Here is a 20,343-nt window from a genome sequence, read left to right as displayed (position 1 = left end):
GCACACCTCGAATCCTCCAGGACGACGGGAAACGAATTGCCCTGTGGATAACTAACGCCCTGTGGACAAACTTTCCCCACGAGCACCGAGGCGACGGCATACCCGCACCCAGTGCACCCGAAGATCCGCTGCCCGCACCCGACCTGAGGTCCACTCGATGTGACATTGACTGCCGAAAGGGCCACTGAACGTCACATTGAGGGGCGGGGGTGCGGGCAATGAGCAACTCACTGGGGTCGGCGGGGATACCGTCTACGTTGCAAGTGCATTCTGACTTCGGGAGTGAGATATGACGGCGACAGCAGATCCCTCGGAGCGGTCCGGGTCCATGGCTCCGCGGTCGTTCGTGCCACCCGTGCGCGGTCGGTTGAGTGAGGTGCCGCATATCGCGGGGTTGGTGCTCGGTGTGTTCGCGGTGCTGTTGTTTCTGTGGAGTCTGTCGCCGACTCTTCGTTTCCTGATTCACGTTCCTCGCGAGTACGTGGACAACTATTACTTCGATGCTCCCGACACGAGTCTGTCGTGGGCGCTGGTGGTCGGTTTGTTAGCGGCAGCGTTGGCGAGTCGCAAGCGCATTGCGTGGTGGTTACTGACGATTTATCTGGTGTTGTTGGCGATCACCAACGTGGTCGAGGGCATCACGGAGAAGAACGTCAATTCGTGGATTGCACTGGCTGTGCATGTCGTGGCGACGGGGTTGTTGATCGCTGCGCGCAAGGAGTTCTACACGCGGGTGCGTCGTGGTGCGGTGTGGAAGGCGCTCGGGGTGCTCGTGCTGGGCGCTGCCGTCGGGACGGTGATCGGGTGGGCGCTGGTTGCGTTGTTCCCCGGGTCGTTGCCGGAGAGTCAGACGTTCCTGTGGGCGTTCAATCGCGTGACGGCGTTGGCAACGGTGGACAACGAGCAGTTCGACGGCAGGCCGAACGGCATCGTGAACACGGCGTTGGGTCTGTTCGGAGCGTTGGCGTTGCTGGGGGCGGTCATCACGTTGTTTCGGTCTCAACGGTCGAGCAATGCGCTCACCGGTCGCGACGAGTCCGCGCTGCGTGGTCTGCTCGACAAATGGGGTGCCGACGATTCCCTCGGCTACTTCGCCACTCGCCGCGACAAGGGCGTCATCTTCGCCACGAGCGGCAAGGCGGCGGTGACGTATCGCGTCGAGGTCGGTGTGTGTCTGGCCAGTGGTGACCCGATCGGCAACCCCGAGGCCTGGCCGCATGCGATCTCGGAATGGTTGGACCTGGCCGAGAAGTACGGCTGGACCCCAGCTGTCATGGGAGCCAGCGAGATCGGGGCCACCGCGTACAAGCGGGCCGGGCTGAGCGTCCTCGAACTCGGCGACGAAGCAATCCTCAAAACCAAAGATTTCAACCTCAATGGACGCGAGATGCGCCCCGTGCGTCAGGCGGTCAACCGGGCTCGTAAAGCGGGTGTCGTGGTCACCGTGCGTCGTCATCGGGAGATTTCGTCGGAGGAGATGTCGGAGATCATTGCCTGCGCGGATGCGTGGCGCGATACCGAGACCGAACGCGGTTTCTCGATGGCGTTGGGCCGGTTGGGTGATCCGCTCGACGGCGATTGTCTTCTGGTACAGGCGGTTCAGGGTGAGAAGATCATCGGTGTTCTGTCCTTGGTGCCGTGGGGTCGTACCGGTGCGTCGCTGGATCTGATGCGCCGTGATCCGACGTCGCCCAACGGGGTGATCGAGCTGATGGTGACCGAACTCGCAACCGGCGCGGATCATTTCGGTGTCAGCAAGATTTCGCTGAACTTCGCGGTGTTCCGCGCGGCGTTCGAGGAGGGCAGCCGGATCGGGGCCGGACCGGTACTACGAATCTGGCGCAGCGTGCTGGTGTTCTTCTCTCGGTGGTGGCAGCTCGAGGCGCTGTATCGCTCGAACGTGAAATACCTTCCGGATTGGGAGCCGCGTTACCTGTGCTTCGCCGAGAATCGGGTGTTGCCCAAGGTCGGCGTCGCGTCGGCCATCGCCGAGGGCTTCTTGACTCTGCCGACCTTCCGGCGCGCTTCGAAGCACACCGGCTCCCATGTGGCGGTGCCCGCAGCTCTCGCCGACGCCGACGACATTCATTCCGACGGCAGCGGACCCGAGACTTCCGTGGACGAAACCGTGCCCGGCCGCAAACGTCCCGACCAGGTTCGCGTACGCATGGCCAAACTCGATCGTCTCGAAAGCGACGGGATCGAGGGCTACCCCGTCGCCTATCCACCGACGCATACCGTCGGTGAGGCGGTGGCATCGCCTCAGGGTACGACGGTCCGAATCGCCGGCCGAATTCTGCGGATTCGTGATTACGGCGGCGTGTCGTTCGCCGTCATCCGGGACTGGTCGGCCGACATTCAGGTGCTGTTCGACCGGGAACGCGTCGGCGACAGAATCGAGGAATTCGATGCCGACTTCGACCTGGGTGACCTCATCGAAGTCAGCGGCACTATCGGATACAGCAGGCGTGGTGAACTGTCGCTGTTGGCCACCGAGTGGCGAATGAACGCAAAGTGCCTGCATCCGTTGCCGGACAAGTATCGCGGCCTCACCGACCCGGAAGCTCGGGTGCGGCAACGCTATGTCGATCTGGCGATCAATCGCGACGCACGTGCCCTGATGATCGCCCGCTCGAATGTGGTGAAATCACTGCGTGATTCACTCAGCGAGCGCGGATACATGGAAGTCGAGACTCCGATTCTGCAGCAGGTGCACGGGGGTGCGAACGCCGCGCCGTTCGTCACCCACATCAATGCCTACAATCTCGATCTCTATCTGCGGATAGCTCCTGAGCTCTACCTCAAGCGCCTGTGTGTGGGCGGTATGGAGAAGGTGTTCGAGATCGGGCGTGTGTTCCGCAACGAGGGCGCGGACTTCAAGCACAATCCCGAGTTCACGATCCTCGAGGCATACGAGGCGCACAGCGACTACGAACGCGCAATGGTGTTGTGCCGCGAACTGATTCAGCGGGCCGCCGTCGCAGCTCACGGCCGGGAGATCATCCTGCGGCCGGACGGTCCGGACGGGGAGATGATCGAGATCGACATCTCCGGTGAGTGGCCCGTCAAGACGCTGCACGGTGCCGTCGCCGAAAAGTTGGGTGTTCCCGTCGAACCGTCGACGTCACTGGACCAACTGCAACGTCTGTGCGACGAGAACGACATTCCGTACGAAAAGACCTGGGATGCAGGAGCCGTCGCACAGGGAATGTACGAACACCTGGTCGAGGACTACACCGAGTTCCCCACCTTCTACAAGGACTTCCCGACGTCGATGTCGCCGTTGACGAGGCCACATCGGAGCATTCCGGGCGTCGCGGAGAAGTGGGACCTGGTCGCGTGGGGCGTGGAGCTGGGCACCGCCTACAGCGAGTTGACCGACCCCGTCGATCAGCGGCAGCGCCTGGCCGAACAGTCGCTGTTGGCGGCGGGCGGCGACGAGGAGGCAATGAGCTTGGACGAGGACTTCCTGCAGGCGCTCGAGCACGGAATGCCGCCGACCGGTGGTCTCGGCATGGGCGTCGACAGGGTCGTCATGCTCATCACCGGAGGTAGCATCCGCGAAACGTTGGCGTTCCCGCTGGCCAAACCCCGTCAATGACGTCCGCGCCTGCCTCCGTCGAGTGGACGGTCGGCCAGAAAACAGGGAAGATGACTGTAAACAGTGGCGAAAACCGGAATCACGTCACGCAGATCGCCCTGGAGAGAACATGGATCGCGCAGCAAGCACCGAGCCCACTGCGTTGTTTCCCGTGAAACATCCGCCCGGGCAGTACGTCGAAATCGATGGCCAGCGTCTGCACATTCTCGTCCGCGGATCGGGTCCCACGGTCGTCCTGTGCGGCGGACTGGGAAGCAATTGGTTCGATTGGCAGGACACTGTCGACATCCTCGCGGCCGAACACCACGTCGTGGTCATCGACCGACCCGGCTTCGGACTCAGCGATCCACTTCCGGCCGGAGCCACGCCCACCGTCCGAGGCGAAGCCGACCGCATCATCGGAGTTCTCGACGCACTCGGCGTCACCGAACCTGCCGTCGTCGCAGGTCATTCGATTGCCGGCTTTTATGCAGAGGCCGTCGCCCGCCTGTACCCGTCGCGCATCCGCGGAGTCCTGCTCCTCGATTCCAGCGCCGAATCCGATCCCCGACGTTTCATCCCGGCTGCCGTACGCGTCGAGACCGCACACCTGATCGCGGCGGTGCTCACCAAGACCGGTCTGCAACAGCTGGTCGGACCCCATGTGCGCCGTGTCCTCAACCAGGCGACACCGCCCGACGGCACACCGCAGGAGACGTTCGACTGGGTCGACGACATCTATCGCCGACCCACCTACCTCGCAGCCGCACTGGTCGAAGACGTCGTCTACCCCGATCTCACCGTCGAACTCCACCGCATCCGTAAGCAGTTCCGACTCGATGTGCCCGCCATAGTCGCCGCAGCCCACACCGGCCGACCCTCCCCGTGGGGCAAGAGATGGATCAAGACTCAACGCAAGCTCGCCGCGTATCTGCGCGCCGAGTTCACCGTCGTCATGCCCGCCCATCACCACGCCATGATCGACAAACCCGCCGAGGTCGCAGCCCTCATCGCCGAACTGGTGTGAACTCCTCGCGGCGACGCACGTAACGTGTGTCACCGAGCCCGCAGCCCAAGACCCGAGCCGAAGCTCGGCGATGGCGCGGTAGCACGAGAGGAAATTGAAGATGGGTGCGATCAGCACGACGCAGGGACGACAGTCGAAACTACTCGGACTCGGCGTTCACCGCCCCGAGAGAGTCGTGACCAACGACGAGATCTGTGAATTCATCGACTCGAGCGACGAGTGGATCCAGACCCGCTCGGGAATCAAGAACCGGCGCTTCGCCGATCCCAAGGAAAACGTCGTCGAGATGTCCATCGCGGCAGGTCGTAAGGCCCTCGAGGCCAGCGGAATCACGGCCGACCAAGTCGACACCGTCATCGTCGCCACCTCGACGCATCTCGAACTGACACCCCAAGCAGCTGCGAAAGTAGCGCACGGACTCGGCACCAAGGGGCCCGCCGCATTCGACATCTGCGCCGGCTGCGCAGGCTTCTGCTACTCCCTCGCCGTTGCATCGGACCTGGTCAAGGCCGGAACGTCCAAGTACGTCCTCGTCATCGGTGCAGAACAGCTCAGCGTCACCACTGACCCCTACGACCGCACCACACGCTTCATCTTCGCCGACGGCGCCGGTGCCGTGGTCGTCGGACAGAGCGACGAAACCGAGATCGGACCCGCCGTCTGGGGCTCCGACGGCTCGCAATCCGACGCCATCGTCCAGACAACCGACTGGTACGACTACATCACCGAAGAAGGCCTCGAGCGACCCTGGATCCGGATGAACGGAATCTCCGTCTTCCGCTGGGCCGCATTCGAAATGGGCAAAGCCGCGCAGCGAGTCCTCGACGTCGCCGGCATCAAAACCGACGAACTGCACGCCTTCATCCCCCACCAGGCCAACAGCCGCATCACCGAACTCCTGGCCAAAAGCCTGAACCTCGCCGACGGCACCCCGGTCGCCAACGACATCGCCGAAACCGGCAACACCTCGGCAGCATCGATCCCCCTGGCCATGGAAGAACTACTGCGTACCGGCAAAGCAAAAGCAGGAGACACCGCACTCCTCCTCGCCTTCGGTGCCGGACTCTCCTACGCCGGACAGGTAGTCAAACTGCCCAACCTGTAGTCGCCGATCCATACCCGGCTGCACCCGATTCCCGAGTGCACCCGAACCCCGCAGTCCACTCGATGTGACATTCAGTGACCTTTTCGGCAGTCAATGGCACATCGAGTGGACTCGGGGGACCGGTGTGGGTGACCGAGAGAGAACGGTTGCGACGGCTGTCTCGAGGTGTCACACTCCCGCCATGGGCTATCCGCAGGGTGAAGGCAGCGATTCGTTCGACGCAGCGAACAAGGATCAGCCGTACGGCGGGCAGCAGTACCCGCCCTATCAGAATCCGAACGCGCAGTACCAGAACCCCCAATACCCCAATCCCCAGTACGGGAATGCGCCCTATGTCGGCGGGTATCAGGCCCCTGCGGCGACCAACACGTTGGCGATTGTCTCGCTCGTGTTGGCCATTCTCGGTCTGACGTTCATCCCGTTGGTTGCGTCGGTCTGCGCTGTGGTGTGTGGCCACATTTCACGTGGTCAGATCAGGCGCACCGGAGAAGGCGGATCCGGGTTCGCGACGGCGGGCCTGATCGTCGGGTATGTCTCGATCGCACTGTTCGTCATCATCATCGTGGGTGCGATCGTTATTTTTGCCATCGCTGCCGCAAACACTTCAACCTATTGACACAGGCTTCGCCAATCGGCCGTTCAGGCATGCAGCCCAGATGCCTGCGATCAGTGCCAGCGCAATGACGAACAGCGCCAACGCGTTCCATCCCAGGGACTGGAACACGACTCCGCCGATCCATCCGACTATCGACGATCCGCCGTAGTAGAAGAGGTTGTACAGCGACGTTGCCTGTGCGCGGCCGTGGACTGCACGCTGTCCGGTCCATCCCGACGCGATGGCGTGGGCCGCAAAGAATCCCATGGTCAGGATCACCAAGCCGGTCAGGATGACGACGAGGTTCGACGCCGTCGTCAGGGCCACTCCAGCGATCATCGTCGCGGTGGATCCGGCGAGGACCACCGACCTGCCGTGCTTCGTCGCGAGATTGCCCGCTACCCGTGAGGACACCGTACCGCTGAGGTACGCCACGAAGATCAGGCTGATCAGAGACTGCGGGAGCCGGAAAGGCACGGCCTCCAAACGGAATCCGAGGTAGTTGTAGACCGCGACGAAGCCGCCCATCAGCAGGAAACCCTGGCCGTAGAGTGCCGCCATCCCCGGTTCACGTAGGTTCATCCAGAGTCGGCCCGGTAGGTCACGAATCTGGCTGTGCACCAGAGTTGTTCGCGGCTTCGGTGCTAGCCAGACGAACAGTGCGGCAGCCAATGCAGCGATCACCGACACGGTCAACGTGCCGATACGCCAGTTGGTGTATTCCGCAACGGGTCCCGCGACGATGCGGCCGAGCAGTCCGCCGAGCGTCGTGCCGGACACGTACGTCGCTGCAGCAAGGGCCGTGTGATTCCGATGGACTTCTTCACTGAGGTACGCGATCGCGATGGCCGGAAGACCGCCCAGCGCCGCACCTTCGAAGAATCGAACGACCAGGAGCACTTCGAGCGACGGCGCGAGCGGTACCAGCAGTCCCAATGTCGTGGCAGTGAGGATCGACGCCGTCATGGCCCGGACTCGACCGATACGGTCGGCCGCCACCGACCAGGGAATGACCGACACCGCAACGCCGACCGTAGCGAGTCCGACCGCAAGCGAGGACAGCGACGGTGTGATATCGAGGTTGGCGGCGATGAGCGGAAGGATGCCCTGCACCGAATACAGCTGAGCGAACGTCGCGATTCCGGCGAACAGCAGCGCCAACACGAGCCGGCGGTATTCGCGCGATCCCCTGGGGTGTCCCTCCCATCCGAGGACCTCGGGCCGCGTCGTAGTCATGCAGATCACGTTAGAAGCGCTCTCGGTATTCGTCCAATGCATGAAATGCACCCAACCGATACATGAGCAATATGATTCGAGATATGCGCCGGGAAGCCATCGAACTGTTGCCGCTGCTGCCGACCCTCGTCGCGGTGGCCGACACCGAACACATCACCGACGCGGCCCACGTCCTGGGCGTTCCACAGCCCACCGTCAGTCGGCAGGTCGCCCGAGCCTCAGCGATTCTGGGCGTCGACATCGTCGAACGACGCGGCCGCGGCATCGTGCTCACCAGCACCGGCCGAGTGCTGATTCCCTATCTCCAGCGGGCGTTGAGCGATATCGACGCCGGCATCGACGCCATGACCGAGCACGACGCCCGGGCCCGCGGCCGAATAGCGGTGGCGTTTCAGAACACCCTGGGCGAGGACGTCGTACCGGCGCTGATCCGGCAGTTTCGCGTCGACCACCCGGCCGTCACGTTCGATCTGGACCAGGGTGCCCGTGCACGCTGCCTCGACCGTCTCGCCGACGGTGTCTCGGACCTGGCGTTCGTCTCCCTCAGCGCAGAGCACACCGACAACAACTCGTTCCAGCTCTACGACGAGAGGCTGATGCTCGTGGTTCCGGCCGATCATCGCCTCGCCTCACGCAGATCGGTCGATCTCGCCGACACCGCCGACGAGAACTACATCGCGATGGGCCACGGTTTCGGGATGCGGTCGATCTGCGATGAGCTGTGGGCGGACGCCGGTTTCAGCCCGCGCATCGCCTTCGAGGGGCAGGACACCCACACGGTGCGCGGACTCGTCGGGGCCGGTCTCGGCATAGCCATCCTGCCTCGAATCCGTGCGCATGGCGGCGAGGGCGGAACCGTGGACATCGGACTCACCCAACCGGCCGCACGCAGGCGAATCGGCATGGTGTGGAATCCACAGGCCGATTCGCCGCGTCAGGTGGCAGCATTTCGATCGATGGTGCTGCGCAGCGGTCGCACACTCGTGATTAGGTGAGTCGATGCAACTGGTTCTGGTGCGGCATGCCCTCCCGCAACGGTCGGAGACCTCGGCCGATCCCGCTCTCGCCGAACTCGGCGTCGAACAGTCCCTACGGGTGCCCGGTGCCGTCGCCCGGTTCCCGATCTCCCGAGTCGTCTCGAGTTCGCAGCTGCGGGCCGTCCAGACTGCGCAACCCCTTGCCGATCGGCTCGGTCTGACAGTCGAACCCGACGATCGCCTGACCGAATACGATCGCGACTTCGGCGGCTACGTTCCGATCGAGTCGGCCAAGACCGAGTTCCGTGAGGCCTTCGATCGCATCAAGGCCGGTCATCTGCCCGAGCAGGTCGACGAGCAGGCGTTTCGGCAGCGAGTTCTGGCCGGTGTCGGCGATATCGTCTCGGCGAGCGCACATACCGACACCGTGGCGCTCTTCGCCCACGGCGGCGTGATCAACATCCTGCTGCAGGACATTCTGCAGACCCCGAAGGTGCTCGGCTTTCCGATCGACTACTGCTCGGTGACACGTGTGCTGTTCTCGCGCAGCGGCGCGAGGTCCGTCTCCTCGGTCAACGAGACCGAGCATGTGTGGGACCTGCTGCCCCGCAACCGGTAATCCACAGAGAGCTCTTAAACTCCCAGGTAGAGGGCATGAAACGGGGCATCGACGGTCACCGAGTGGTCGGCGAGGCCGCACCTGGCAGTTAGCCTCGAACTCATCATGGGTGAATTGCGTATCTTCCGACGTCCTGCCGTTGCTCTCACTGCGCTGGCGTTTCCTCTGGTGGCGGTAGGTGCCTTTGCACTCGGCACCGGCTACGACCTCGGCGGCGAATCCACGTCCACCACCACCGTCGTCGCCGACACGGAGCAGGCACCGGCACCGGACCAGCAGACGGCGGATCCTCTGGCCGCGGCCAGGAGCAGCCTGAACAGCGCATCTCTGCCCATCACGTTTCTCTCCAGCGGCATCGGCCAGCTGACGGACGGCGGAACGCAGCTCAACGACGGCGTCGGGCAGCTCGCCGACGGCATCACACAGGCGCACGACGGAACCATTCAGCTCGCCGACGGATTCGGGCAGTACCGCGACGGCATCGGTCAGCTCGGGGACGGCGCGTCGCAGATCAGCGGTGGCGTCGACCAGGTTGTCGACCAGCTCACCGGCTTCGGCGCTCTGCAGGCCGATTTCACCGCGAAACTCGCCGCCACCGCAGACCAGGTCGATCGCTTCCCGCACCCAGGATCCGACGCCATCTCCGGCGAGATCCGCGGGGTCATCGACACGCTGAACACGCAGGCGTTCGGGCCCGACACCCTCGCCCAGCTGCAGACCCTCAAGGGCGGTGCGCAGCAGCTGTCCTCCGAACTCAACGATCCGAACAGTCAGTTCCTCGGTGCCACGGCGCAGCTAGGCGACGCCACCGTCCAGCTGCGTGACGGACTCGGCCAGCTCGACGACGGCGGACAGCAGCTCAAAGCCGGTACCGATCAACTCGTAACGGCCGTCGGACCGGTCGAGGGAATCGTCAGCGGCATCGCCACCAACGTGCGCGACGCCTCCGCGGCACTCCCGCCGGGTGCGTCCGCGACCGACGACGCCACGACGGACCAGAATCTCGCGGCCACCACGACGTCCACCGGCACCGGTGCCACCCCGTATCTGATCGCGGCGCTGGTGGCTCTCGGAGCCCTCGGATGCGTCAGCCTCGTGCGAGTACTCGGCAAGGACAGCAGCCCACGACTGCTCTCGGTGGTTGCAGCCGTCGCCGCGGTGGGCATCAGCGCCGCCGTCGCGTTCGCCTTCGCCACCGATGCGGCCCTCGGGCCCGTGCTCGGTGCAGGTGTCTTCCTGATCGTCTCCGCCGCGGCATACCTCGCCGCAGCGGGAGCGATTCAACGGGTGCTCGGCGCCGTGGTCGGCCAGATCGTCAACGTCGTCGCCCTCGTGGTGCAGGTCGTCGTCTGCGGCTTCGCATACGCGTCGACTGCACCCATCTGGGGCGATCTGGCGGCGTTCATGCCGATGAGTTACACCGCCGCCGGTGCCCGCATCATCGCGTCGGGCGAGATGAGCGGGACCGGCTGGCTCGCGATCGGTGCAACAGCGGCTCTGCTGGCCGTCTCGGCGCTCGTGTACGTCAGCGCGCGGGGTGACTCAGCCGACGGGTCTGAGCGGATGGATGGCGGGCGGAGCCGCGAGATGGGCACCGAACTCGCTTAGCGCCTGCTGCAGATGCGGGGTCTGCATGTGACCGTCGAGGTCCTCCTGCGACTTCCACACCTCGATGGTGATGAAGGTGCCCGCCTCCACGGCAGACTCGAACAATTCGTAGGAGATGTTCCCGTCTTCCTTGCGTGATTCGGCGACGAGCGCGGCGAGGCCGTCTCGCACGGCGTCGACGGCATCCGGCTTGGCGACGATTTTCGCGACGACCTTCAGATCGTTGGTCATGAGGTGATGTTTCCTTCGTTCGGCGAGACACACATTTCTTCACCGAACGTACTCCCGACCCACCTAAGCTGAGGTGTCCATTCGGGAAGGGAAGTCACAGTGAGCCAGACGGCAACCGACCAACGCGCCACCAGGAAGGATTGGCTCGGCCTCGCAGTGCTGGTGGTGCCGATTCTCGTCGTGTCGATGGACATGTCGGTGCTGTATCTGGCCCTGCCGTTCATGACGGCCGATCTCGAACCCACCGGCAACCAGACGCTGTGGATTCTCGACATTTACGGGTTTCTGCTCGCCGGCCTCCTCATCACGATGGGCTCGCTCGGCGATCGGATCGGAAGACGCACCCTGCTCATGATCGGTGCCGTCGTCTTCGGTGCCGCGTCACTCGCCGCGACGTTCTCCACTTCCCCCGAGATGCTGCTCGTGGCGCGGGCACTACTGGGGATCGGTGGCGCCACCATCGCTCCGAGCACATTGTCCCTGATACGCAACATGTTTCACGATCCAACCCAACGCAAGGAAGCCATCGGCCTGTGGACCGCCGGTTTCGCGGGCGGTGCCGCGGTGGGGCCGGTCATCGGAGGTGTTCTGCTCGAGCACTTCTGGTGGGGTTCGGTGTTCCTGATCAACATCCCGATCATGATCGTGCTGTTCGTCGCGGCCCCACTCCTGGTCCCCGAGTTCAAGGACGCCGACCCCGGCAGATTCGATCCGATCAGCGTGGTGCTCGCGATCGCCTCGATGCTCTCGATCGTCTTCGCCATCAAACACGGCGCGCAGGAAGGAATCGACACCGCAGCAGCCGTCAGCACGCTGGCCGGGCTGGCGTTGGGCACACTGTTCGTTCTCCGGCAGCGCAAGGCGGCGAACCCGCTGATCGACGTCACGCTGTTCGCCGAACGAGCCTTCAGTGCAGCGGTCGTGGTGCAGTTCCTGGTCATCTTCGCCATGACCGGATTCAGTCTCTTCGCCTCCCAGTACCTCCAGCTCGTCGTCGGGCTGGGGCCGCTCGAAGCCGGTCTGTGGCTGCTCGTTCCCGCCGTCGCCGCCGCGGCCGGTGCCGTGCTCGCACCGACGCTGAGCAAGGTGATCCGGACAGGCACGATCATTGCGGGCGGACTGTTGGCCATCGCCATCGGTTGCACGGCAATGGCATTCGTCAGCGCCGACTCGGGACTGCCGCTACTGCTCACCGGCATGGCCGTGCTGACCTTCGGAATAGGTGCCGCCTCGACACTCAACTCCGACATCGTGCTCACCGCCGCGGCCCCCGAAAAGGCCGGTGCGGCATCGGCATTGTCCGAAACCGGAGCCGAATTGGGCGGCGCCGTCGGCATCGCCATCCTCGGCACGATCGGCAGCACCGCCTACCGCCACCGCATGGACGACGCCATCCCCGCGCAGACGCCTGCAGAGATCGCCGATCCGGCACGAGAGACCATCGGCGGTGCCGTCGCCGTCGCCGACTACCTGCCGGAGCCTTTCGCATCGCAGTTGACTGCCGTCGCGAACTCGTCTTTCATCGACGGCTTCAATCTTGCGTCGGGCGCGAGCGCAGGCCTGATGGCCGTCAGTGCAGTTGCCGTCTTCGTGCTGCTACGCCGTCAGACCGCGTCGGCGAGATAGCGCGCCAACCACCGCGTCGCGGACTGGCCGTTCCCGACGTCGTAGCTCTGGTACTCCTGGTGGATACCGGAGCGGTAGAACGCCTCGATCTCACGCTGACGCTGTGCGTTCGCCTGATCGGACAGCTGGCCCTGCAGCACCGGCAGACCACCCGCTGCTGCGAGGTCCGCAATCAGGGACTGCGCTTCCTGCGAGTACTGATCGGCGACGTTCGGCGCAGGGTTGGACGACACGGCCAGGAAGCCGGCCAGCCGCGCGACGTAGTCGTCCTTGGGCGTCGAGCAGTACAGATCGCCGACGGCACAGAACGTCCGCACCACGGGGCTGACGTAGCCGAATCCGCCGACGCGGGGTCCGCCGACACCGGTTCCGACCACGGCCGGCCCCACCAGAGCATCGGTATCGGAGCGCTTCGGGTCGGAGATCAAGCCGACCGCTACCACCTTGTCCGCAGGCACGACGCCCACTCCGGTGCCGATGGCAGCGGCGAGATCGCCCGCCGCGTCCGCTCCCTGGCTGTACCCGATGATGCCGAGTTTCGTTGCACCGCAACGATCCGCCATGGCCTTCAGCATCCCGCCCGCGTTGGCGACGGCCTCGGCACGGGACTGCCCGTACACCTCGCCTTCCCAGGGGAACGCGGTGGCGGGATACGAGACGTAGTCGGTGCGAATGTCGCTACCGAGACGATCGGTGACGTCGGTGAGCATGCCCGGCTTCGGGGCCGCGCCCGAGCTGGTCTCCCACGTGCCCGGAATGGCCACGACGTACATCGTCGGACAATCGGCTGGGTCGGCGGCGGCGGGTGATGCCGTTCCGACGACAAGTCCGGACGCAACAGCTGCAGCGACGCCGATACCGGCGCAGATCTTCTTGACACTCATGGGGAGGGGGCCTCACTGGGTGATCGAACGCTTCGTTGTTCGATCACCACAATGACAGCGGCCTGTGACCATCAGATGCCTACATGGTTAACGGACGTAACCGCGTGGGCGAGGTCATGAAACGCAGCCGAGCTCGAAGTTATGGACGGAATCGGACCGTAATCCATCCATAACTTCGAGCTCGGCAGAAAAACGCGACCTACCGCTGCGGCGCCTGGGTGGGCACGATCGGCGACGGCAGTGCGGTTGCTCCCTGCAGGAAGGTGTCGACGGCGGCCGCGCAAGAGCGGCCCTCGGCGATGGCCCACACGATGAGCGACTGGCCGCGACCCATGTCTCCGGCGACGAACACGCCGGGGACGTTGGTGACCCACTCGTTGGTGCGCTCGACGTTGCCGCGATGGTTGAAGTCGACACCCAGGTCGGTCAGCAGACCGCCCTTGTCCGGTCCGACGAATCCCATGGCGAGCAGAACCAGATCGGCTTCGAGGGTGAATTCACTGCCCTCGACCTTCTCGAACTTGCCTGCCTTGAACTCGACCTCGCAGGCTTCGAGTGCGGTGACCTTGCCGTCTTCGCCGACGAAACGCTCGGTGTTGACCGAGAAGACGCGTTCGCCACCCTCTTCGTGAGCGGAGGCCACCCGGTACATCAGCGGGTACGTCGGCCACGGGGTGGACGTCGCACGCTCTTCGGGCGGGCGGGCCATGATCTCGAACTGGTGAACGCTCTCGGCACCCTGACGGTGCGAGGTGCCGAGGCAGTCGGCACCGGTGTCGCCGCCGCCGATGATGACGACCTTCTTGCCCTCGGCGCTGACTGGCGGCGCAGCGAAGTCGCCCTGCTGGACGCGGTTGGCGTGCGGCAGGAACTCCATGGCCTGGTAGATGCCGTCGAGTTCGCGGCCCTCGATCGGCAGGTCGCGCCATGCGGTGGCACCGCCGGAGAGGACCACGGCGTCGAACTGCTCGCGCAGTTCGTCGGCCGAGATGTCCACGCCCACATCGACACCGGTGCGGAAGACGGTGCCCTCGGCCTCCATCTGCGCCAGCCGACGATCGATGTGGCGCTTCTCCATCTTGAACTCGGGGATGCCGTAACGCAGCAGTCCGCCGATGCGGTCGGCCCGCTCGAACACCGTGACGGTGTGGCCGGCGCGGGTGAGCTGCTGCGCTGCAGCGAGTCCCGCGGGTCCGGAGCCGACGACGGCGACGGTCCTACCGGTCAGGTGGGTCGGGTAAACGGGCGTGACCCAGCCCTCTTCGAAGGCCTTGTCGATGATCTCGACCTCGACCTGCTTGATGGTGACCGGATCCTGGTTGATGCCCAGGACGCACGACGCCTCGCACGGGGCGGGGCACAACCGTCCGGTGAACTCCGGGAAGTTGTTGGTGGCGTGCAACCGATCGATGCTGTCGCGCCAACGGTCCTTGAACACCAGGTCGTTCCACTCGGGAATGAGGTTCCCCAGCGGGCAACCGTTGTGGCAGAACGGAATACCGCAATCCATGCATCGACTCGCCTGGGTGCGCAGGGTGTCCTTCGAGAAGTCTTCGTAGACCTCTTTCCAGTCCATCAGGCGCAGGTCGACGGGCCGCCGCTTCGGTACTTCGCGAACCGTGTTCTTCAGAAATCCCTGTGGGTCACCCACGAGCTGCCTCCATGATCGCTTCGTCCACGTCCGCGCCGTTCTTCTCGGCTTCGGAGATGGCCAGCAGTACCTTCTTGTAGTCGCGAGGCATGACCTTCACGAAATGGTTCACCTGCTGTGACCAATCCGCGAGGATCCGCTCGGCCACCTCGGAGCCGGTCTGCTCCTGATGGCGAGTGACGATGTCGCGGAGCCAGGTGAACTCGTCACCTTCGAGCTCCTCGATGTCGACCAGCTCGGTGTTGAGATTGGCCTCGAACGTCTTGTTCGGATCGAAGACGAACGCGACGCCGCCGGACATACCGGCACCGAAGTTACGGCCCGTCGTGCCCAGAATGACGACCTTGCCGCCGGTCATGTACTCGCAGCCGTGATCGCCGACGCCTTCGACGACGGCAACGGCACCGGAGTTACGAACGGCGAAACGCTCGCCGACGACACCGCGGATGAGAGCCTCACCGCTGGTGGCACCGAACAGGAACACGTTTCCGCCGATGATGTTGTCCTCGGCCACGAATCCCTTCGGGGCATTCAACGACGGCCGCAGCACGAGATGTCCACCGGAGAGTCCCTTGCCGACGAAGTCGTTGGCGTCGCCGTTCAGTCGTAGCGTCATACCGGAGGGCACGAACGCACCGAAACTGTTGCCGGCCGAGCCGGTGAACGTGATCTCGATGGTGTCGTCCGGCAGACCGACGCCGCCGTACGCCTTGGTGACCTCGTGCCCGAGCATCGTTCCGACGGTGCGGTTGACGTTGGTGATCTTGGACTCGAACGCGACCTTCTCACCCTTGTCCAACGCATTGCGGCTGGCCGAGATGAGCTGCTGATCGAGAGCCTTGTCGAGGCCGTGATCCTGGACGCCGGTGTTGTAGAGGTTCTGGTTCATGAACGCCGACTCGACCTCTTCGAGGATGGGCGACAGATCCAGCTTCGACGCCTTCCAGTGTTCCTTGGCCGCAGTGGTGTCCAGCAGACCCACCTGCCCGACGGCTTCGTCGAGCGTGCGGAAGCCGAGCTCGGCCATGAGCTCGCGCACCTCTTCGGCGATGAACATGAAGAAGTTCTCGACGAACTCCGGCTTGCCCGCGAAACGCTTGCGCAGCAACGGATTCTGCGTCGCAACACCCACCGGGCAGGTGTCGAGGTGGCAGACGCGCATCATGATGCAGCCCGAGACGACGAGCGGAGCGGTGGCGAAACCGAACTCCTCACCGCCCAGCAGAGCGGCAACCATGACGTCGCGGCCGGTCTTGAGCTGACCGTCCACCTGGACGACGATGCGATCGCGAAGTCCGTTGAGCAGCAACGTCTGCTGGGTCTCGGCCAAGCCGAGCTCCCACGGTCCACCCGCGTGCTTGACCGACGTCAGCGGCGTCGCGCCGGTGCCGCCGTCGTGGCCCGAGATGAGCACCACGTCGGCGTGCGCCTTGGACACACCGGCGGCGACCGTTCCGACGCCGACCTCGGAGACCAGCTTCACGTGGATGCGGGCCTGCGGGTTCGCGTTCTTCAGGTCGTGGATCAGCTGCGCGAGATCCTCGATCGAGTAGATGTCGTGGTGCGGCGGCGGCGAGATCAGGCCGACGCCGGGTGTCGAATGCCGAACCTCGGCGACCCACGGGTACACCTTGTGCGCCGGAAGCTGGCCGCCCTCACCGGGCTTGGCTCCCTGCGCCATCTTGATCTGGATGTCGGTGCAGTTGGTCAGGTAGTGCGAGGTGACGCCGAAACGTCCCGACGCGACCTGCTTGATGGCACTGCGTCGCCAGTCGCCGTTCTCGTCCGGCTCGAACCGCGAGACGTCCTCGCCGCCCTCACCGGAGTTCGAGCGGCCGCCGAGACGGTTCATGGCGATGGCGAGGGTCTCGTGCGCCTCGGCCGAGATGGAGCCGTAGCTCATCGCGCCCGTGGAGAAACGCTTGACGATCTCGCTGGCCGGCTCTACCTCGTCGATCGAAATGGCTTGGCGCTCTTCGGTCTTGAAACGGAACAGACCACGCAGCGACGCGAGCCGCTCGGACTGGTCGTCGACCATCTTCGTGTATTCCTTGAAGATGTCGTACTGACCGGTGCGGGTGGAGTGCTGCAGCTTGAACACCGTGTCCGGGTTGAAGAGGTGGTACTCCCCTTCGCGACGCCACTGGTATTCGCCACCGGTCTCGAGCTCGCGGTGCGCGCGCTCCTGGCGGTTGTCGAGGTACGCCACCGCATGTCGCGCTGCGACGTCGTCGGCGACCTGATCGAGATCGATTCCGCCGAGGTGGCTGTTGAGGCCGGTGAAGTACTCGTCGACCAGTTCCTGCGCGAGGCCGATGACCTGGAACAGCTGGGCTCCGGTGTACGACGCGAGGGTGGAGATGCCCATCTTGGACATCACCTTCAGCACACCCTTGCCCGCGGCCTTGATGTAGTTGGATACTGCCTTGTCGAACTCGATGTCGGTGAGGGCACCGCGCTCGATCATGTCCTCGATCGACTCGAAGGCCATGTACGGGTTGACCGCTGCCGCACCGAAACCGATGAGCAGAGCCATGTGATGGACCTCGCGGGCGTCACCGGCCTCGATGATCAGACCCACCTTGGTGCGGGTCTTCTCGCGCACCAGGTGATGGTGCACCGCGGAGGTCAGCAGCAACGACGGGATCGGAGCGAGCTTCTCGCTGGACTCGCGGTCCGAGAGCACGATGATCCGCGCCCCGCCCGAGATGGCCGCCGAAACCTGAGCGCGGATGGCCTCCAACGACTTTCGGAGGCCCTCACCGCCCTCGGACACCGGGTAGAGACCGCGCACGACCACCGAGCGCAGCTCTTCCTGAGTGCCCTCGTCGTTGATGTGAACGAGCTTGGCGAGATCGTCGTTGTGCAGGATCGGCTGCGGCAGCACGATCTGCTTGCAGCTGTCGGCATTCGGGTTGAGCAGATCGCCCTCGGGCCCGATGGTGCCGCCGAGGCTGGTGACGATCTCCTCGCGAATGGCGTCGAGCGGTGGGTTGGTGACCTGCGCGAACAGCTGCGAGAAGTAGTCGAAGAGCATCCGCGGGCGAGCCGACAGCACGGCGATCGGGGTATCGGTACCCATGGAACCGATGGCCTCGGCACCGGCCTTCGCCATGGGCGAGACCAGCACGTTCAGTTCCTCGGTGGTGTACCCGAAGATCTGCTGACGGATGAGCACGCGGTCGTGCGGCATGTGCACGTGCGGACGCTCGGGCAGATCGTCGATCGAGGTCAGGCCCTCGTCGAGCCACTGCTGGTACGGATGCTCGGCGGCGAGCTCGTCCTTGATCTCGTCGTCGGAAACGATGCGGCCCTGCGCGGTGTCGACCAGGAACATACGGCCCGGCTGCAAGCGAACCTTGCGGACGACCTTCGACGGATCGATGTCGAGAACGCCGACCTCGGAGGCCATGACGACCAGGCCGTCGTCGGTGACCCACAGCCGGCTCGGGCGCAGGCCGTTGCGGTCCAGGACCGCGCCGATGACGGTGCCGTCGGTGAAGCACACCGACGCCGGTCCGTCCCAGGGCTCCATCAGCGAGGAGTGGTACTTGTAGAACGCCCGACGTGCGGGGTCCATGGACTCGTGCCGCTCCCACGCCTCGGGAATCATCATGAGCACAGCGTGCGGCAGACTGCGGCCACCGAGGTGCAGCAGCTCGAGCACCTCGTCGAAACGTGCTGTGTCACTTGCTCCGTGGGTAACCACGGGGAAGATCTTCTCGAGCGCATCGGAACCGCCGAACACATCCGAGGTGATGAGTGCCTCGCGGGCACGCATCCAGTTCTCGTTGCCGGTGGCGGTGTTGATCTCGCCGTTGTGGGCGACGCGTCGGAACGGATGCGCCAGCGGCCACGACGGGAACGTGTTGGTCGAGAAACGCGAATGCACCAGTCCCAGTGCACTTTCGACGCGATCGTCCTGCAGGTCGACGTAGAAACCCTTGAGCTGAGGGGTGGTCAACATGCCCTTGTAGACGAAGGTCTGCGAGGACAGAGACGGGAAGTACACGGTTTCGCGGCCGGGGCCGTCCTTGCCCGCGCCTTCTTCGCCCAGCTCGTGCTCGACCCGCTTGCGGATGACGAACGCACGACGCTCGAGTTCGAGGTCGGTGATCGACGCGCCGGGGGCAGCGAGGAACAACTGGCGGAAGGTCGGCATCGCGTCGCGCGCCAGAGCTCCGAGGGAGGAGTCGTCGGTGGGAACCTCACGCCAACCGAGAACTTCCAAGCCCTCGCTCTCGACGATGCGCTCGACGCCCTCGCAGGCGCGTGCTGCGTCGCTGCGACCCTGCGGAAGAAACGCGACACCGGTTGCGTACGCGCCGGGCGCGGGGAGCTCGAAATCTACGACGGCGCGGAAGAACGCGTCCGGAACCTGGATCAGAATGCCCGCACCGTCACCGGTGTTCGGTTCGGAGCCGGCAGCACCGCGGTGCTCGAGGTTGACCAGTGCCGTGATCGCCTTCTCGACGATGTCGCGACTGCGTCGACCGTGCATGTCCACCACGAACGCGACACCACAGGAGTCGTGTTCGTTGGCGGGGTCGTAGAGGCCTTGCGGGCCCGGAGTGTGCTTCATACCTAGCCTTCGGATAAGTCCAGCCTTGAAACTCGTCGGCGACGGTGTGGTGTAACCGGCTGCGCGAACGGCCTGCGGTGCGTCCTCGCCGTTGAAGCTGCACCTGTCGATCGTCGACGCTTTCCTCTGCACGAGCAGGTGGGCGCGTGATAGAAAAGTGAGGTCGGGGCGGATCCGGCCGTGGTGAGGCCGATCCAACTACGAACGATAAGTCAGTACCTGGGTACCCCCGCAAATAAGGTAACCCTATTACGGGCCTTCACCTGCGAATTTTCGGGTGGGAGACGTCCTCGGAACCGGGTATTCGACTCCCCCTCGGACACTTGCCGAGAATCACACGCCTGTAAGACGATTCGAGGGACGTACCCGGAAAAAACTACTGGCCGCAGCGATCGAATCAGCTGCGGCCAGTGTGGTGGGCGGAGGGGGACTTGAACCCCCACGTCCCGAAGGACACTGGCACCTGAAGCCAGCGCGTCTGCCATTCCGCCACCCGCCCGGGCAACGGCGAGAACATTAACACGCACCATGCCGCGCTCGAAAATCGCCGCGTCGAGCTGCGGGGCAACGATGCGGCGGGCAGTCCCCGTCGGCGGCACCGTATATCATGCTTGGAGCGCGA

The 20,343-nt window shown here is 64.5% G+C and carries 13 protein-coding genes and 1 tRNA gene; 8 read left to right on the top strand and 6 right to left on the bottom strand.

The genetic code is table 11. From position 1 onward, the window contains the following. Positions 1–289 precede the first annotated feature (289 nt). The 4 genes from lysX (at position 290) to AYK61_RS16980 (ending at position 6,328) form a co-directional block, all read left to right on the top strand. Positions 290–3,601 (top strand): bifunctional lysylphosphatidylglycerol synthetase/lysine--tRNA ligase LysX, encoded by a 3,312-nt coding sequence (gene lysX, locus AYK61_RS16995; protein ID WP_121871663.1) that lies wholly within the window; start codon positions 290–292, stop codon positions 3,599–3,601. Positions 3,602–3,710: 109 nt separating this feature from the next. Further along, a complete protein-coding gene (locus AYK61_RS16990) occupies positions 3,711–4,607 on the top strand; it encodes an alpha/beta fold hydrolase (protein WP_183130319.1) in 897 nt (298 codons plus the stop codon). 100 nt (positions 4,608–4,707) lie between these two features. Next, positions 4,708–5,712, top strand: a complete 1,005-nt coding sequence (locus AYK61_RS16985; protein WP_032378786.1) for a beta-ketoacyl-ACP synthase III — start codon at positions 4,708–4,710, stop codon at positions 5,710–5,712. Positions 5,713–5,893: 181 nt separating this feature from the next. Beyond that, a complete protein-coding gene (locus tag AYK61_RS16980) occupies positions 5,894–6,328 on the top strand; it encodes a DUF4190 domain-containing protein (RefSeq protein ID WP_121871662.1) in 435 nt (144 codons plus the stop codon). Here the strand turns inward: AYK61_RS16980 and AYK61_RS16975 are convergent. Beyond that, a complete protein-coding gene (locus tag AYK61_RS16975; protein ID WP_121871661.1) occupies positions 6,317–7,543 on the bottom strand; it encodes an MFS transporter in 1,227 nt (408 codons plus the stop codon). The genes AYK61_RS16980 and AYK61_RS16975 overlap by 12 nt on opposite strands. Positions 7,544–7,605: 62 nt before the next feature. Here AYK61_RS16975 and AYK61_RS16970 point away from each other — a divergent pair, with 62 nt between their 5' ends. The 3 genes from AYK61_RS16970 (at position 7,606) to AYK61_RS16960 (ending at position 10,747) form a co-directional block, all read left to right on the top strand. Then, positions 7,606–8,538, top strand: coding sequence for a LysR family transcriptional regulator (locus AYK61_RS16970; protein ID WP_259468100.1), 933 nt, complete (start codon positions 7,606–7,608; stop codon positions 8,536–8,538). A gap of 4 nt (positions 8,539–8,542) precedes the next feature. After that, a complete protein-coding gene (locus AYK61_RS16965) occupies positions 8,543–9,139 on the top strand; it encodes a histidine phosphatase family protein (protein ID WP_121871659.1) in 597 nt (198 codons plus the stop codon). A 105-nt stretch (positions 9,140–9,244) separates the two neighbouring features. After that, positions 9,245–10,747 (top strand): phage infection protein, encoded by a 1,503-nt coding sequence (locus AYK61_RS16960; protein WP_121871658.1) that lies wholly within the window; start codon positions 9,245–9,247, stop codon positions 10,745–10,747. Here AYK61_RS16960 and AYK61_RS16955 read toward each other — a convergent pair. Beyond that, positions 10,682–10,978: a putative quinol monooxygenase gene (locus tag AYK61_RS16955; protein ID WP_121871657.1), complete on the bottom strand. Its 297-nt coding sequence runs from the start codon at positions 10,976–10,978 to the stop codon at positions 10,682–10,684. The genes AYK61_RS16960 and AYK61_RS16955 overlap by 66 nt on opposite strands. A 99-nt stretch (positions 10,979–11,077) precedes the next feature. On the opposite strand from AYK61_RS16955, the gene AYK61_RS16950 reads away from it, so the two are divergent. Further along, the gene (locus AYK61_RS16950) at positions 11,078–12,604 is read left to right on the top strand and encodes an MFS transporter (protein ID WP_121871656.1); all 1,527 of its coding nucleotides are present in this window, start codon (positions 11,078–11,080) and stop codon (positions 12,602–12,604) included. Here the strand turns inward: AYK61_RS16950 and AYK61_RS16945 are convergent. The 4 genes from AYK61_RS16945 to AYK61_RS16930 form a co-directional block, all read right to left on the bottom strand. Next, positions 12,583–13,488, bottom strand: coding sequence for a cutinase family protein (locus AYK61_RS16945; RefSeq protein WP_121871655.1), 906 nt, complete (start codon positions 13,486–13,488; stop codon positions 12,583–12,585). The two genes, AYK61_RS16950 and AYK61_RS16945, sit on opposite strands and share 22 nt — an antisense overlap. Before the next feature lie 199 nt (positions 13,489–13,687). Next, positions 13,688–15,139 (bottom strand): glutamate synthase subunit beta, encoded by a 1,452-nt coding sequence (locus AYK61_RS16940; protein WP_121871654.1) that lies wholly within the window; start codon positions 15,137–15,139, stop codon positions 13,688–13,690. Next, entirely contained in the window at positions 15,132–19,721 is a 4,590-nt protein-coding gene (gltB, locus tag AYK61_RS16935) for a glutamate synthase large subunit (RefSeq protein WP_121871653.1), read from the bottom strand. Before gltB ends, AYK61_RS16940 begins: the two co-directional genes overlap by 8 nt. 413 nt (positions 19,722–20,134) lie before the next feature. Continuing rightward, positions 20,135–20,220: transfer RNA gene (locus AYK61_RS16930), tRNA-Leu, on the bottom strand. Positions 20,221–20,343: the final 123 nt, after the last annotated feature.

It is taken from the genome of Rhodococcus sp. SBT000017 (genome assembly GCF_003688915.1).
In the GTDB taxonomy this organism is placed as follows: domain Bacteria; phylum Actinomycetota; class Actinomycetes; order Mycobacteriales; family Mycobacteriaceae; genus Rhodococcoides.
Note: the sequence above shows the minus strand (reverse complement) of the source record. Positions and strands in the feature narration are given on the sequence as shown.

Coding starts and splice junctions, on each gene's coding strand:
- lysX (WP_121871663.1), top strand. CDS start 290: ATGACGGCGACAGCAGATCCCTCGGAGCGGTCCGGGTCCATGGCTCCG.
- AYK61_RS16990 (WP_183130319.1), top strand. CDS start 3,711: ATGGATCGCGCAGCAAGCACCGAGCCCACTGCGTTGTTTCCCGTGAAA.
- AYK61_RS16985 (WP_032378786.1), top strand. CDS start 4,708: ATGGGTGCGATCAGCACGACGCAGGGACGACAGTCGAAACTACTCGGA.
- AYK61_RS16980 (WP_121871662.1), top strand. CDS start 5,894: ATGGGCTATCCGCAGGGTGAAGGCAGCGATTCGTTCGACGCAGCGAAC.
- AYK61_RS16975 (WP_121871661.1), bottom strand. CDS start 7,543: ATGACTACGACGCGGCCCGAGGTCCTCGGATGGGAGGGACACCCCAGG.
- AYK61_RS16970 (WP_259468100.1), top strand. CDS start 7,606: ATGAGCAATATGATTCGAGATATGCGCCGGGAAGCCATCGAACTGTTG.
- AYK61_RS16965 (WP_121871659.1), top strand. CDS start 8,543: ATGCAACTGGTTCTGGTGCGGCATGCCCTCCCGCAACGGTCGGAGACC.
- AYK61_RS16960 (WP_121871658.1), top strand. CDS start 9,245: ATGGGTGAATTGCGTATCTTCCGACGTCCTGCCGTTGCTCTCACTGCG.
- AYK61_RS16955 (WP_121871657.1), bottom strand. CDS start 10,978: ATGACCAACGATCTGAAGGTCGTCGCGAAAATCGTCGCCAAGCCGGAT.
- AYK61_RS16945 (WP_121871655.1), bottom strand. CDS start 13,488: ATGAGTGTCAAGAAGATCTGCGCCGGTATCGGCGTCGCTGCAGCTGTT.
- gltB (WP_121871653.1), bottom strand. CDS start 19,721: ATGAAGCACACTCCGGGCCCGCAAGGCCTCTACGACCCCGCCAACGAA.